Origin of the sequence: Actinoplanes octamycinicus (genome assembly GCF_014205225.1) — a bacterium.
Classification (GTDB): domain Bacteria; phylum Actinomycetota; class Actinomycetes; order Mycobacteriales; family Micromonosporaceae; genus Actinoplanes; species Actinoplanes octamycinicus.
The window spans coordinates 3612050-3626022 of record NZ_JACHNB010000001.1 but is presented as its reverse complement, the minus strand read 5'-3'; the positions used below and the strand labels follow the sequence as shown (position 1 = coordinate 3626022).

Below are 13973 nucleotides of genomic sequence, written 5' to 3'. Positions count from 1 at the left end.
GGAGTCGGCAGCAGCGCGGAGGGGGGCCGGCAGCACGAAAGGAGAGGACGACAGCGGCACGGAAGGAGGGGCCCCGACAGCGGCACGGATGGACGGGCCGGCAGCACGGAAGGGGCTGGCAGCGGGAGGCGACAGCGGGGTGGAGCAACGGGCCGGCAGTGGGTCAGCTGCGGGCAGTGATCAGCAGGTCGATGCCGTCCAGCAGGCGGGCGAGGGCGATCTCGAAGGATCTGTCCGGCTCGTCGGCGCGGAAGACGCCGGCAGCGACCGCCTCGGTCAGGGCCGGGAAGCGGGCCGGGGTGACGAAACGGTCGAGCAGCGCGCCGTAGTCCGTGATCACATCCGGCGTGCCGCTGAGCAGCACCGCGCTGATCTGCGCCTCGCCCCGCGTGAGGTAGAGCGCGGCCATCACCATCTGGACGCGCTCACGCTGGCTGAGCGGCGTGCCGGCGAACGCCGACAGCCCACGATCGAGCCAGGCGAGCTGGCCCGGCTCGAGCGGCGGCCGGCCGGCTGAGGCCTGCAGGATCCACGGGTGCCCGGTCAGCACGCCGCGCAGCGCCCGGGCCCAGGCGGACAGGCCGTCGCGCCAGCCCGGCGGCAGCGCGGGCGGCTCGCCGGGGGCGGCGTCCTGCATGAAGACCAGCAGCTCGTCCTTGTTCGCGACGTGCCGGTAAAGGGACATCGGGGCGCAGCCCAGCCGCTCCGCGAGGCGAGCCATCGAGAGGGCGGCCAGACCGTCGCGGTCGGCGATCTCGATCGCGGTGGCGACGATCCGGTCCAAGCTCAACGCCGGCTGCGGGCCGCGGGTGGGTCGGTCCGCGACGCCCCAGAGGACCTGAAGGGTACGCGGCAGTTCGGTCGGCACCGACCCATCGTAGGGGCTTCCGGCTTTACTGCGTATGGCATACGCTCAACTGCGTAGGACATACGCAGAAAGGGGAACCGGCATGACCCGATGGTGGCGCCGCCCATGGATCGTCCCGCTCGCGGCGGTCGTGGTGATCTTCGTGGCGTTCTCGATCCCGCCCTACCTCAGCTTCGACCCCGCCCAATCCCGGGTGCCGCAGCCGCCGTCGCTGGGCGTCGCCCACTTCTGGCTGCTCGTGCCGCATGTGCTGTTCGGCAGCGTGGCGCTGGGCACCGCGGTGCTCCAGATCTGGCCCTGGTTCCGGCAGCGGCACCCGGTCGCGCATCGGCGGATCGGCCGGCTCTACATGGTCGGCGGGGTGCTGCCGGCCGGGCTGTGCGCGCTGACCATCGGCGCGTTCACGCCCTACGGCCCGGCGACCCGGGCCAGCGACGTGCTGCTGGCCCTGCTCTGGCTGGGGACCACCGCAGCCGGCTGGCGGGCCGCCCGGCGTCGCCGCTTCGGCGACCATCGCCGCTGGATGATCCGCAGCTTCGCGCTGACCGCCTCGATCATCACCAACCGGATCTGGGGCGCCGTCTTCGTGATCACCCTGTCCCCGCAGCTGGACACCACCTTCCACGGCGACGAGGGCTTGCTCAGCTGGGTCGCTTCGGCAGCTGCCGCCTGGCTCGGCTGGACCATCCCTCTCCTGGTCGCCGAGTGGCACCTGGAGCGCACCCGCAACCGCCGCCCCGACCCACGCCCCACCCGCCCGGCACGCTCCGCACCCGCCGTCCCCGTCCCCTGACCCAGACCGCCGGCTTCCTTCGGCACGCTGCACACCCGCCGGGCCCGTCCCCTGACCCAGACCGCCGGTTTCCTTCGGCACGCTGCGCACCCGCCGGGCCCGTCCCCTGACCCAGACCGCCGGCTTCCTTCGGCACGCTGCACACCCGCCGGGCCTGTCCCCTGACCCAGACCGCCGGTTTCCTTCGGCACGCTGCGCACCCGCCGGGCCCGTCCCCTGACCCAGACCGCCGGTTTCCTTCGGCACGCTGCGCACCCGCCGTCCCGGTTCCCCTGGGCGGGTTCGCGCGTGTCTCTCCAGGTCCGCGCCATTCTGGGCCGGCTCAAGCAGACCCTCTTTCGGTACGCCCGGAGCCGCCCGTCCACACCTCACCACCAGGTCCCGTGCAACCTGCGCTCGCCCGTGCCGCCCCGCACCGGGGCACCCGCCGCGCATTTGAGCGCTGAGAGGACCGTCGGCGGGTCGATGGTGACGACCACTTTTTGGCGCCGCGGTCGGCCGGCCCTGGCGGCCCTGACGCCGCGGTCGGCCGGCCTGGACGGCACAAGCGAGACGGCCATCAGCGCCAACCGGACGATTCCCGGTTGGCGCTGATGGCCGTCTCGTTCAGAAGGAGCTGGTCACCGCTCGGCGACGCAGGTAACCGGCTCCTTGACGGAGGAAGGTGCCGATTGGGGAAGGTCGGATGGGGCGGACATCGCCTTGGCGGAAACAGCGTCCGGATCGGCAGCAGCGTCGGGCGGCGCGGGAAGGCAATGCGGCTCAGGGTCGGTCGATGGGGTGGAGAGGGAGGACAGCGGCCCGGCGGGAGTCGGCGCAGCAGGGACGGAGGACAGCGACCCGGACGCGACCGGCTCAGCAGAGACAGAGGACAGCGACCCGGACGCGACCGGCCCAGCAGAGACAGAGGACAGCGACCCGGACGCGACCGGCCCAGCAGGGACGGAGGACAGCGACCCGGACGGGACCGGCGCGGCAGGGACGGAGGACGGCGGCTCGGGTGTGGTGGGTGTTGCGGGGACGGGCGGGGCTGTGAGGGCCGGGGTGCGGCGGAGGGCGAGCAAGGCGATCAGGGCGGCGGCCAGGGCGAAGATGGCCGCGGTGAGGAAGGCGAGGCTGTAGCCGTCGCGGAGGGCGGGGAGTTCGGGGACTCCGGCGGTGGTCTGGGCGGAGGTGCGGCCGGCGGCTACGGCGGCGAGCACGGCCAGGCCGAGGGCGGCGCCGGCCTGCTGGGCGGTGTTGGTCAGGCCGGAGACCAGGCCGGTGTCCTCAGTGGACGTTCCGGTCATCGCCATCATCATGACGGCCGGGACGGTGATGCCGATCCCCAGGCCCATGACGATCAGGGCGGGCAGGACGTCGACCAGGTAGGACGGGGTGACCGGGACCCGGACCAGCAGCAACAGCCCGGCGGCGAGGAGGGTCAAGCCGGCCAGCAGGACCCGGCGCGGGCCGAAGCGGGCGGTCAGGCGGGCGGCTACGAAGAGGGAGACCACGCCGATCACGACCGGGGTGGGCAGGAAGGCCAGGCCGGTCCGGAGCGTGTCGAAGCCCATCACGCGCTGCAGGAAGAGGGTGTTCACGAACTGGAAGCCCATGCCGGCCGCCATGATCAGGATGACGGTGGCGTTCGTGGCGAGCAGCCAGGGACGGCGGAGCAGGCGGAGCGGGACCAGCGGCTCGGGGGCGCGGCTCTGGCGTATCAGAAATGCGACGACCAGCAGAAACGCGCCAGCGGCGAGGGACCACGCCGGAGCCGGCGGGTTCGGCTCGCTGACCGCGACGATGGCGTAGACGCCGAGCGACAGACCGGCGGTGATCAACGCGGCGCCGAGCAGATCGATCCGACCGCGCACGGGCCGGCCCGCCGCGGCCCCACCGGACTGGGCGGAAGCAGACGGGACGGACGCAGGCTGGCGGGAAGCGGGCTGAGCCGACATGGGCCGGTCAACCGCGGGCAAGGCGGGCACGGACCGGGCAGGCGCAGGCTGGGCGGACGCAGGCTGGAGGGAAGCGGGCGGAGCGGAAGCAGGCTGGGCGGAAGCCAGCGGGGCGGAAGCGGGCTGGGCGGAAGCGGGCTGGGCGGAAGCGGGCTGGGCGGAAGCCGGCGGGGCGGAAGCAGACGCAGCGGGCGCGGGCTCTGGAGAGCGGGGCGGGACGGGCGCGGTGGGGAGGAGGCGGCGGGCGGCGAGGTAGGCGGTCAGGCCGATGGGGACGTTGATCAGGAAGATGGCGGGCCAGCCGGCCAGGTCGGTGAGGACGCCGCCGGCGACGAAGCCGATCGCGGCGCCGCCGGCCTGGGTGAAGCTGAAGATGCCCATGGCGCGGGCCTGCGGGCCGGGCTCCGGGTAGCAGCGGACGATCATGCCGAGCACCACGGCGGAGGCCAGCGCGCCACCGACGCCCTGGACGAACCGGCCGGCGACCAGCAGGCCGGCGGTCGGGGCCAGGCCGCAGAGCAGGCTCGCCGCGGTGAAGACGGTCAGGCCGGTCAGGAACACCCGGCGGGCGCCGAGCAGATCGCCGAGCCGGCCGGCCAGCAGCAGGAAGCCGGCGAAGGCGACCAGGTAGCCGTTGACCACCCAGGCGACGCCGGCCGGGGTGAAGCCGAGATCGCGCTGCATGGCCGGGATGGCCACGGCCACGATGGTGCTGTCCAAGACGATCATCAACGCGACGGTGCACAGAACGGCCAGCGTCGCTCCACGAGAGGGAGTCATAGCACGACCGTAACAGATAATCCGCTTCGGAACTATCTGCGTTCGGATTACTTTCCGCGGGCGCGACGCACCGGCTGCGGGCCGCCGACGGTCTCCCGCGCCAGCGACTCGAGCAGGCCGAGGAACGCGGCGCGGGACTCCGCCGGGAAGTCGGCGAGCGCGTCGCTGTGCACCCGGTCGACGATCCGCTGGCCCTGCTCGGCGGCGAGGCGGCCCTGCTCGGTGACCCCGATGATCCGCGCCCGCCGGTCGGTGGCCGACGCCCGGCGCTCGGCCAGGCCACGTTTCTCCAGCTCGTCGACGGTGCCGACCATGGTGGTCTTGTCCAGCCCGGCGAGCGCGGCGAGCTGCACCTGGGTGCGCTCCTCCTCCAGGGCGTGCACCAGCACGCACTGCATGCGCGGGGTGAGATCGACCTCGGCGAGGGCGGCGGCGAGGCGGTTGGTCAGCGTGTGCCCGGCTTCGTTGAGCAGGCGGCTGACGTCGAGCACGGTTCGTTCCGGGGCGGCCATGGAACAAGGTTATCCCCGGATCGTCCGCAAGCAGACGATCCAGGGAGCGGCACGGAGAAGACCGAGGAGGGTAGGAGCGAGGGGGACAGGAGCGAGGGGAAAGGAAGCGGGAGGGCGGCCGGCGGGTCCCCGTGTCACACCCGCCGGCCGCCGGTATCAGGCGAAGGTCACCCAGGCCGGCGCGTACGGCGTCACGCGCAACGGCATCCTGGCCTCCGCCGGGGTCCGATCCCCCTTGCGGTTGTTGCACCGCCCGCAGGCGGCCACGGTGTTCAGCCATTCGTTCCCGCCGCCCCGCGAGCGGGGCAGGATGTGGTCGATGGTGGTGGCCGCGTCACCGCAGTAACCGCAGATCTTCCGGTCCCGGGTCAGCACCCCGGCCCGCGACCAGCCCGGGCCGCGCCCCCGCCGCCAGCGGGTCACCACATAACTGACCAGCCGCACCACGGTGGGCACCTGATAGACACCGATGGTCGCGTCCGGCTGCGCCTCGTGCACCACCGCCACCTGACGGAACAGCATCCGGATCGCGTGCCGGAGGCTGACCCGGTGCAGCGGCCCGCAGTCGGCGTTCAGAACCAGAACCGCGCTCATTCCGTTTCACCTCCGTCAACCCTATTTTCCCAAGAATCAGCAGCTCAATGCACATCCCGGCGAGGAATGCTGAGGAAGAAAATAGGCGCGGCATCGACGGCCGACAACCGATTAAAGAGCGCGCCGGACCGCTGCCGACAATTGCGCGAGACCGGCGATTTGCAGGACCGCCCAGAGCGCGGGCGGCACCCAGGGCAGGTCGAGCACGGCGATCAGGGCCAGCCCGAGGCCGGCGACGATGGCGCGGGTGGGCCGTTCGGCCACGGTCACCGCGCCGATCTCGGACATCCCGGCCGCGGTGGCCCGGGCCCGGACGTACTCGTGCAGCCAGCTCGCCGCGCCGGCCGCGACGACCAGCCAGCCGGGCGCGCCGGCCACCGCGAACGCGGCGAGCCAGGCGGCCTCACCGAGACGATCCGCGACGGAGTCGTACACAAAACCGGTTCTGGTCACCCGGCCGGAGATCACCGCGACCGCCCCGTCGAGCCCGTCGGCGACCGCCGCCAGCAGCACGAGCAGCGCGGCCAGCAGCGGGCTCACGAGCACCGCGGCCGGCACCGCCAGGCAGAGCAGCAGACCGAGAGTGGTCACCGTCATCGGCGACACCCGGTGGCGGCTCAGCCAGGACCCGGTCCGGTACGCGATCCGCACCCACCCGCGGACGACCGGCGCCGCCCGCCGCGGGTCGAACCCGCCGTGCAGCCCGGACCAGGTGGTGGCGTAGTCGTCCCAGTTCACGCGGCCGCGGCGACGTCCGCCGGGGCGAGCCGCTGCCACACCTCGCGGGTCGCCGTCGACCGGTTCATGGTGATGAAGTGGATGCCCGGCACGCCCTCGTCGAGCAGCCGGGCGCACATCTCGGCGCATTTCTCGATGCCCAGCTCGCGCACCGCCGCGTCGTCCCCGGCGAGCCGCTCGAACTCGCGCCGCAACGCGGGCGGGAACGGCGCCCCGGAGAGCTGCCCGGCCCGCTCGATGGTGGCCATCCGGGTCACCGGCATCACCCCGGCCACGATCGGCGTGCCGCAGCCCTGAGCCGCCACCCGGTCGCGCAGCCGCAGGTAGTCCTCGGCGTCGAAGAACATCTGGGTGATCGCGTAGTCGGCGCCGGCCCGGCACTTGCCGACGAAGTTGCGGGTGTCGTCCTCGACGTCCGCCGAGCGCGGGTGCTTGAACGGGAAGGCGGCCACCCCGACGCTGAAGTCGCCGGACTCGCGGATCAGCCGGACCAGGTCGGCGGCGTAGTCGACGCCCTCCGGGTGGCGCACCCACTCGCCCATCGGGTCGCCCGGCGGGTCGCCGCGCAGCGCCAGCACGTTGCGGATCCCGGCGCCGGCCAGCCGGCCGATCACGTTGCGCAGGTCGGCGACCGAGTGGTCGACCGCGGTGAGGTGGGCCAGCGGCAGCAGGGTGGTCTCGGTGGCGACCCGCTCGGTGACCGCGACCGTGGTCTCCCGGGTGGTGCCGCCGGCGCCGTAGGTGATCGACACGAAGCTGGGCCGCAACGACTCCAGCTCCCGGATCGCCTGCCAGAGCAGCCGCTCGCCGTCCGGCGTCTTGGGCGGGAAGAACTCGAACGAGAACGTCGGCGCCGCGCCGCGGATCAGCTCGCCGATCGACGGGGTGCTGGGCAGCTTGGACTCCAGACCGAGAGACACACCCGGGACTCTACCGGGTCGGTTTGCCGGTGGAACCGCCCGAACAAGTAGCGTCGGCGTGTGACTTCCCCGCTTGAGGTGGCCGGACTGCGGCCGCGTGTCGACAAGGCGCTGACCGACTTCCTGGCCGGGCAGCGCGACCGGCTGCTGGCGATCGACCCGGCGCTGGCCGAGGTGGCCGCCACGCTGACCGATTTCGTGCTGGGCGGCGGGAAGCGGCTGCGGCCGGCGTTCGGCTACTGGGGGTTCCGCGGCGCCGGCGGCGACGACACCGACGAGGTGGTCGCGGCCCTGGCGTCGCTGGAGCTGGTGCAGGCCAGCGCGCTGATCCACGACGATCTGATGGACCGGTCGGACACCCGGCGCGGGGTGCCGTCGGTGCACCGCCGGTTCGCCGGCCTGCACGCCGGGCAGGGCTGGCGTGGCTCCGCGGACGGGTTCGGCGAGTGCGCCGCGGTGCTGCTCGGCGACCTGGCCCTGGTCTGGTCGGACGAGCTGCTGCACACCTCCGGGATGCCCTGGCCCGATCTGGCCCGGGCCCGGCCGGTGTTCGACGCGATGCGCACCGAGGTGACCGTCGGGCAGTACCTGGACGTGCTCACCCCGGTGACCGGGGACACCTCGCTGGAGCGGGCCGGGAAGGTGGCGCAGTACAAGGCGGCCAAGTACACCGTGGAGCGGCCGCTGCTGCTCGGCGCCGCGCTGGCCGGGGCCGGTCCGGAGGTGTCCGCCGCCTACTCGGCGTTCGGGCTGCCGCTGGGTGAGGCGTTCCAGCTGCGCGACGACGTGCTCGGGGTGTTCGGCGATCCGGCGCAGACCGGCAAGCCGGCCGGCGACGACCTGCGCGAGGGCAAGCGGACCTACCTGGTGGCGTCGGCGTTCGGGGTGCTCGGCGCGGCCGAGCGGGCCGAGCTGGACGCGGCGCTCGGCGACCCGGGGCTGGACGACGCCGGGGTGCAGCGGCTGCGCGGGCTGATCCGCGACTGCGGCGCGCTGGCCGCGACCGAGGCCCGGATCGAGGAGCTGATGGCCGGGTCGCTGGACGCGCTCGACCGGGCGCCGATCGAGGAGGAGGCCCGCGCGGTGCTGCACCGGCTGGCCGACGCGGCTACTCGTCGTTCCGTCTAGACCCGGCCGTGGGGGTGCGCTGGATGCCGCGGCGGCCCAGCGCCACCCACACCGACAGCGTGCTCAGCACCAGGGCGAACCCGAACAGCAGGTCCTCCACCGGCGCGTGGACCAGGCGGGTGCCGATGATCGCGTCCGGGTCGTACATGACGATGTCCCGGCCGGTCAGGATGCCGTTCGAGATCAGCTGGAAGACGAAGATGATCGGGTAGGTCGCCCAGAAGACGACCCGGGTCACCAGCCGGGTCCGCAGGATCAACAGATCGAGGACCAGGGCTCCCAGTACGCCGAGCAGCGCGGCCGTGGTGTACGTCACTCGTCGCCCGCCGGACGTCGCAGCACGGCACGGACCGCCTCGAAGCCGAGGATCGCGCAGACCGGCACGACCAGGAAGAACAGCACCTCGTCGAGGGGCAGCCCGCCGCCCAGGAAGACGCCGGTGATCTGCGCCGGGTCGAAGTGCCAGTGCCCGGCGGCGATCGCCCCCAGGTCCCACAGCACGAAGACGGCCGCCACCGGCAGCACGGTCAGCAGCAGCCGGCGCCACCGGCGCAGCACGTTCACCCGCAGGATCGGCTCCAGCCAGAGCGCGCCGGCCAGGCAGCCGGCGAGCACCAGGACGTACGAGAGATGTCGCATCCGGCTAGAAACCGAGCGCCTGGGCCCGCCGCTTGATCTCGCGGGCCTGTGGCCCGCCGAGGGCGATCGCGGGGCTGCCACCGACCTCCGGATCCGCTTCGTAGAGCCACCGGAGGGCCTCTTCGTCGTTATACCCGGCGTCGCGGAGCACGGTCAGCACGCCGGGCAGATGCTTGAGGACGGTGGCGTTGGCCACCAGTTCCTCGGGCACCAGCCGGATGCCGTCACGACGGACGGCGAGCAGGTCGCCGTCCTTGATCATCTGGTTGACCTTGCTGATCGACACGCCGAGCTTCTCGGACACATCCGGCAGGTTGATCCACCCAGCCGGTTCGGTGATGACGGGTTCGCTCACGCGTACAGCGTGCCAGACCAGATCGGAGAGCAGTTGATGAGCCTGTGGCTGAGGATCCGTGCCGAGCTGCGCGGGGCCTGGCGCTCGGTCAAGTACGACCTGGGCCGCCGCCCGGCCGAGCCGGCCGACGGACCGGACGTCACCTCGACCGGGCTGAGCACGTTCCCCGGCTCGCTGATGGAGTGGCGCACCGTACCGCCGGAGACGGACGCCCGGCCGCCGCGGCGATCGGTCGCGGTCACCGTGCTCTGCCTGGTCGCCGCCTGCGGCGCGATCGGCTCGTACTTCCTGGTCACCCGCGGTCTGAGCACGGCGTTCGCGGACCAGACGGTGGCCGCGCCGGCCACCGCCGCCGCCCCGGCCGAGCCACCGCCCCCGCCGGTGCAGCCGACCGCCCGGCTGGGCGCGGTCACCCACCCGCGGTCCACCCACCCGCGCACGACCGCGGCCGATCCGGCCCGCGGGCCCGCCCACCAGCCCGCCCAGCAGCCCGCCGGTCGGCCCGCGGCGGCCGTGGCGGAACCCGGCGCGACCGTCCCCGGCGCGCCGGCGCGACCGAGAAGGACCAGCACCCCGGAGTGCGACTGCGTCACCCCGCCGGTACCCACCCCGACCGCGCCGTCGCCGGTCGGCAGCACCCCGCCCCCGGTCGTCCCGTCGACCAGCGCCCCGGCCCCCACAGCCTCGTCCGGATCGCCGAGCGCATCGACGGATCCCAGCGCCGGCCAGGACGGCTCCGGGGACCGCCGTCGCCGCCACCGGCACTGGCAGCAAACCGGATGAACCCGTGATCCGGTGCCGGGCCGCCGCCGATCGGCGCAGGTCACAGCCCTCCAGGTACCCGTTTGGACTCAGCTGTGACATCCTGGGTCACCCTCGCCGGAAAGACACATACACTTCACGCCGATGGACACCACAGTCGCCGATACGTTGATCGGCACAACGATTGACGGGCGCTACCGGATCACCGGTCGCGTCGCCCGTGGTGGCATGGCGACCGTGTACCGGGCCACCGACGAGCGGCTGGCGCGCACCGTCGCGTTGAAGATCATCCACCCGTCCCAGGCCACGAACGTGCAGTTCGTCGACCGGTTCACCGACGAGGCGAAGACGATCGCCCGGCTCACCCACCCCAACGTCGTGGCCGTCTACGACCAGGGGCGCCACCAGGGCCTGCCCTACCTCGTGATGGAGTTCGTGCAGGGCCGCACCCTGCGCGACCTGCTCGCCCAGCGGGGCAAGCTGAGCCCGGTCGAGTCGCTGGCGATCCTGGAGCAAATGCTCGCCGCGGTCGCCGCCGCGCACCGGGCCGGCCTGGTCCACCGCGACGTCAAGCCGGAGAACGTGCTGGTCGCCGAGGCCCCCAGCGGCGGTTCGGCCGACCTGGTGGACGCCGTGGTCAAGGTCGCCGACTTCGGTCTGGCGCGGGCCATCGAGGCGAGCACGGTGGACGAGTCCGGCCAGCTGATGGCGACCGTCGCCTACGTCGCGCCGGAGCTGGTGCAGAGCGGCCAGGCCGATGCCCGCACCGACGTCTACTCGGCCGGCATCGTGCTGTTCGAGATGCTCACCGGCCGGGTGCCCTACGACGGCGCCGAGCCGGTCGAGGTCGCCTGGCAGCACGTGGACAACGACGTGCCGGCCCCGTCGACGCTGGTCCCCGGCCTGCCGCGGGCGCTCGACGAGCTGGTCGCCCGGGCCACCCGGCGCAACCCGGCGGAGCGCCCGACCGACGCCGGCCGGCTGCTCACCGAGGTCCAGGCGGTCCGGGACGGCCTCGGCACGCTGCACGTGGCGACCGCGATGCTGCACCAGGTGCCGGGCCGTCCCGGCGCCACCGACGCCACCACGATCGTGCCGACCGTGCCGGCCGCCGACGCGACCGCGCTGGTCCCGCCGGTGCCCGGTGGCTACGGCCCGCCGCCCGGCGGCCAGCGGCCGTCCTGGGCCCGGCTGCCCGAGCAGGGCGGCCGCAGCGCCGCGCCGGGCCGCCGGTCCGCGCCCGACCCGCATGACGAGGGCTTCTTCGCCGACCGCCGCCGGGTCACCCTGGTCGCGCTGATCGCGGTGATCGCCGTGGTGGTGCTCGGCAGTACCTGGTGGCTCACCCTGGGCCGCTACACCGACGCGCCCAACCTGGTGAACCTGCCGCGGGCGCAGGCGCAGCAGGTGGCCGACAAAGAGGGCTTCGGCGTGCTCTTCGCCGAGCCCGGCGCCTACAGCCCGACCGTCCCCAAGGACGCGGTGATCAGCCAGAACCCGGGTCCGGACGAGCGGGTGGTCAAGGGCGAGACGCTCACCCTGATCATCTCCCTCGGCCCCGAGGTGCACGCGGTGCCCGACCTGACCGGTCAGGAGGCCGCCGCGGCCAAGGGCTCGCTGGAGGAGCTGAGCCTGAAATACAAAGAGGGCAAGGGCCAGTACAGCGACACCATCCCGGAGGGCGTGGTGATCTCCACCTCGCCGAAATCCGGGACCGAGCTCAAGCCGGGCGAGACGGTCACCGTCGTCCTCAGCAAGGGCCGCGCGCCGATCACCGTGCCCAACCTGGTCGGGATGAACATCAACGACGCCCGCGCCAAGCTGGGGCAGCTCGGCCTGCAGGTGCTGGAGCGGGCCAAGGACAGCGACGAGCCGAAGGACAACGTGCTCGGCCAGACGCCGAAACCGGGCACCGGGGTGGAGAAGAACACCGAGGTCACCTTGGACGTGAGCAACGGCCCGCCGCTGGTCACCATGCCGGACGTGAACCGTCAGCCGTGCCAGCAGGCGAAGGGCACGCTGGAGGGGATGGGGCTGGTCGTGCAGATCGGCGGGATCAACCCGAACGGGACCGTCTTCGCCCAGAACCCGGGGCCGAACACCCAGCTTCCCCCGCAGAGCGCGGTGCAGTTGCAGTGCTTCTAGACCGACGGATCGGGTCGCACACGAAGACGTCGGGCGGGCTGGCCAAGGCCGCCCTCCCGTACGCCGACGCGGCGGGCTCGGAAACGCTGCAGGTGTACGTCTCCAACTCCCGGGGCTGGGCGCTGCCGCCCGGCGACCCGAAGCAGGACATCCTGTTCCGGGACGGGATCGGCGAGCGTGACCTGCCCGCCTACATCCACGCGTCGCTGCTGGTCAACCTGGGCTCGCCGACCGAGCTGACGGTGGAGCGCTCGATCGCCACGCTGGAGCACGCGCTGCGCCGGGGCAAGGCGATCGGCGCCACCGCCGTGGTCTACCACGCCGGCAGCTCGGTCGACGAGGCGCACGCCGAGAAAGCCATGCACCAGCTGCACGAGCAGTTGCTGCCGCTGCTGGAGACGGCCGCCGCCGAGGAGCTGCCCCGGCTGCTGGTCGAGCCCAGCGCCGGCGGCGGCCGCAGCCTGGCGTCGAAGGTGCAGGACCTGGAGGCCTACCTGGCCGCCGTGGAGCGGCACCCGTGGCTGGGCGTCTGCTTCGACACCTGTCACGCCTGGGCGGCCGGGCACGACCTGGCCACCCCGGGCGGGATGACCGCGACGCTGGACGCCCTGGTCGCCGCGGCCGGCGAGGGCCGGCTGCAGCTGATCCACGCGAACGACTCGAAGGACGCCTGCGGCTCGACCCGGGACCGGCACGAGACGATCGGCAAGGGCACGATCGGCGCGGCGCCGTTCGCCGAGCTGTTCCGGCATCCGGCCACCGCCGGGGTGCCGATCATCGTGGAGACGCCGACGGTCGAGCACGAGGGGCACGCCGCCGACATCGCCCTGCTCAAGGGCCTCCGGGACGCCTGACCCCCGGATTCGTGCCACCCTGCGGCACTCCCCCGCCGACGCCCGGCCGGGCTGGCAAGACTGGCCCGGTCACGCCGTCAGCAGGACGGACAGGCGGGTCGCCGGGTCGTCGGGGGCGGTGGTGGCCGGGGCGCGCAGCAGCTCGACCCGGTGCACCAGGCGCGGGACGGCGATCGGCACGGGGGCCACGGCGGTACTGCCGGCTAGTAGCGGAGCCGGCAGCACCGCCAGGCCGTGCCCGGCCGCGACCAGCCCGGTCAGCACGCTCACCTCGGCGCCGTCGTAGCGCAGCCCGGCCCGCAGCCCGTCCACCGGCAGCCGGCCGAACGGGGCCACCTCCGGGGCGTCGATCCAGTACGCGTCGGCCAGGTCGGCCAGCTCCACCGAGCTCCGCCGGGCGAGCGGGTGGCCGGCCGGGACGGCGACCACGGCCGGGCTCTCGGCCACCCGGAGCGCCCGCGGGTCGCCCGGCTCGGGCAGCCGGAGCGGATCGCTGGGCGCGGTGAAGCCGTCGACCAGCCCCAGGTCGAGCGCGCCGGTGGCGGTGCCGGTGACGATCCGGTCCAGGCCGGCCACCAGCAGCCGGGTGCGCAGCCGGGCCGACTCGGCGCGGATCCGGGCGACCGCGGCGGCGACCGGCGCGGACCAGGCGAGCGGGGTGAGGCCCAGGGCCAGCCGGCCGGGCGGGGCGGTGGCGCGGGTGACGTCGGCACGGGCGGCGTCCAGGCGTACCAGAAGAATCCTGGCGTGCCGCAGCAACCGCTGGCCGGCCTCGGTGAGCCCGACCGGGCGCCGGGTCAGCAGCGGCGTGCCGAGATCGGTCTCCAGCGCGGCGATCTGCTGGGAGACCGCCGACTGGGTGAAGCTCAGGCGCTCGGCGGCGGCGGAGAACGAGCCGGTCTCGGCCACCGTGACGAAGGTGCGCAGCAGGTGCGGGTCCACATC

At 73.5% G+C, this 13973-nt stretch carries 15 protein-coding genes; 5 read left to right on the top strand and 10 right to left on the bottom strand.

Features of this window, described 5'->3' with window-relative positions:
• Window positions 1-163: 163 nt before the first annotated feature.
• Window positions 164-868 carry a TetR/AcrR family transcriptional regulator gene (locus tag BJY16_RS16290; RefSeq protein ID WP_185040276.1) on the bottom strand — a complete coding sequence of 235 codons (705 nt, stop codon included), beginning with the start codon at window positions 866-868 and terminating at the stop codon, window positions 164-166.
• 82 nt (window positions 869-950) lie between these two features.
• Here BJY16_RS16290 and BJY16_RS16285 point away from each other — a divergent pair, with 82 nt between their 5' ends.
• Entirely contained in the window at window positions 951-1661 is a 711-nt protein-coding gene (locus tag BJY16_RS16285) for a DUF2306 domain-containing protein (RefSeq protein ID WP_185040275.1), read from the top strand.
• Window positions 1662-2281: 620 nt separating this feature from the next.
• Here the strand turns inward: BJY16_RS16285 and BJY16_RS47160 are convergent.
• From BJY16_RS47160 to metF, 5 genes are all read right to left on the bottom strand, one after another.
• Entirely contained in the window at window positions 2282-4381 is a 2100-nt protein-coding gene (locus BJY16_RS47160; RefSeq protein WP_260418286.1) for an MFS transporter, read from the bottom strand.
• 47 nt (window positions 4382-4428) lie between these two features.
• Window positions 4429-4893 carry a MarR family winged helix-turn-helix transcriptional regulator gene (locus BJY16_RS16270; RefSeq protein ID WP_185040274.1) on the bottom strand — a complete coding sequence of 155 codons (465 nt, stop codon included), beginning with the start codon at window positions 4891-4893 and terminating at the stop codon, window positions 4429-4431.
• Window positions 4894-5049: 156 nt separating this feature from the next.
• Complete coding sequence (locus BJY16_RS16265; protein ID WP_185040273.1) at window positions 5050-5487, bottom strand: HNH endonuclease; 438 nt, start codon at window positions 5485-5487, stop codon at window positions 5050-5052.
• Between the two features lie 111 nt (window positions 5488-5598).
• Window positions 5599-6225, bottom strand: a complete 627-nt coding sequence (locus BJY16_RS16260) for a CDP-alcohol phosphatidyltransferase family protein (protein WP_185040272.1) — start codon at window positions 6223-6225, stop codon at window positions 5599-5601.
• Window positions 6222-7145 carry a methylenetetrahydrofolate reductase [NAD(P)H] gene (metF, locus tag BJY16_RS16255; protein ID WP_185040271.1) on the bottom strand — a complete coding sequence of 308 codons (924 nt, stop codon included), beginning with the start codon at window positions 7143-7145 and terminating at the stop codon, window positions 6222-6224. Before metF ends, BJY16_RS16260 begins: the two co-directional genes overlap by 4 nt.
• Before the next feature lie 60 nt (window positions 7146-7205).
• Here metF and BJY16_RS16250 point away from each other — a divergent pair, with 60 nt between their 5' ends.
• A complete protein-coding gene (locus tag BJY16_RS16250) occupies window positions 7206-8273 on the top strand; it encodes a polyprenyl synthetase family protein (protein WP_185040270.1) in 1068 nt (355 codons plus the stop codon).
• On the opposite strand, the gene BJY16_RS16245 is transcribed toward BJY16_RS16250, so the two are convergent.
• From BJY16_RS16245 to BJY16_RS16235, 3 genes are read right to left on the bottom strand one after another with little or no spacing between them, the layout of a single operon-like run.
• Entirely contained in the window at window positions 8254-8589 is a 336-nt protein-coding gene (locus tag BJY16_RS16245) for a lycopene cyclase domain-containing protein (RefSeq protein WP_185040269.1), read from the bottom strand. The genes BJY16_RS16250 and BJY16_RS16245 overlap by 20 nt on opposite strands.
• Window positions 8586-8912: a lycopene cyclase domain-containing protein gene (locus BJY16_RS16240; protein WP_185040268.1), complete on the bottom strand. Its 327-nt coding sequence runs from the start codon at window positions 8910-8912 to the stop codon at window positions 8586-8588. The genes BJY16_RS16245 and BJY16_RS16240 overlap by 4 nt, the downstream gene beginning before the upstream one ends.
• A 4-nt stretch (window positions 8913-8916) precedes the next feature.
• Window positions 8917-9267, bottom strand: a complete 351-nt coding sequence (locus BJY16_RS16235; protein ID WP_185040267.1) for an Rv2175c family DNA-binding protein — start codon at window positions 9265-9267, stop codon at window positions 8917-8919.
• Between the two features lie 36 nt (window positions 9268-9303).
• Here BJY16_RS16235 and BJY16_RS16230 point away from each other — a divergent pair, with 36 nt between their 5' ends.
• The 3 genes from BJY16_RS16230 (at window position 9304) to BJY16_RS16220 (ending at window position 13028) form a co-directional block, all read left to right on the top strand.
• The gene (locus tag BJY16_RS16230; RefSeq protein WP_185040266.1) at window positions 9304-10050 is read left to right on the top strand and encodes a hypothetical protein; all 747 of its coding nucleotides are present in this window, start codon (window positions 9304-9306) and stop codon (window positions 10048-10050) included.
• A gap of 123 nt (window positions 10051-10173) precedes the next feature.
• Complete coding sequence (gene pknB / locus BJY16_RS16225) at window positions 10174-12174, top strand: Stk1 family PASTA domain-containing Ser/Thr kinase (RefSeq protein ID WP_185040265.1); 2001 nt, start codon at window positions 10174-10176, stop codon at window positions 12172-12174.
• Window positions 12165-13028 carry a deoxyribonuclease IV gene (locus BJY16_RS16220; RefSeq protein WP_185040264.1) on the top strand — a complete coding sequence of 288 codons (864 nt, stop codon included), beginning with the start codon at window positions 12165-12167 and terminating at the stop codon, window positions 13026-13028. The genes pknB and BJY16_RS16220 overlap by 10 nt, the downstream gene beginning before the upstream one ends.
• 69 nt (window positions 13029-13097) lie before the next feature.
• Here BJY16_RS16220 and BJY16_RS16215 read toward each other — a convergent pair whose 3' ends face one another.
• Window positions 13098-13970: a LysR family transcriptional regulator gene (locus BJY16_RS16215; protein WP_185040263.1), complete on the bottom strand. Its 873-nt coding sequence runs from the start codon at window positions 13968-13970 to the stop codon at window positions 13098-13100.
• Window positions 13971-13973 lie beyond the last annotated feature (3 nt).

Coding starts and splice junctions, on each gene's coding strand:
- BJY16_RS16285 (WP_185040275.1), top strand. CDS start 951: ATGACCCGATGGTGGCGCCGCCCATGGATCGTCCCGCTCGCGGCGGTC.
- BJY16_RS47160 (WP_260418286.1), bottom strand. CDS start 4,381: ATGACTCCCTCTCGTGGAGCGACGCTGGCCGTTCTGTGCACCGTCGCG.
- BJY16_RS16270 (WP_185040274.1), bottom strand. CDS start 4,893: ATGGCCGCCCCGGAACGAACCGTGCTCGACGTCAGCCGCCTGCTCAAC.
- BJY16_RS16265 (WP_185040273.1), bottom strand. CDS start 5,487: ATGAGCGCGGTTCTGGTTCTGAACGCCGACTGCGGGCCGCTGCACCGG.
- BJY16_RS16240 (WP_185040268.1), bottom strand. CDS start 8,912: ATGCGACATCTCTCGTACGTCCTGGTGCTCGCCGGCTGCCTGGCCGGC.
- BJY16_RS16230 (WP_185040266.1), top strand. CDS start 9,304: ATGAGCCTGTGGCTGAGGATCCGTGCCGAGCTGCGCGGGGCCTGGCGC.
- pknB (WP_185040265.1), top strand. CDS start 10,174: ATGGACACCACAGTCGCCGATACGTTGATCGGCACAACGATTGACGGG.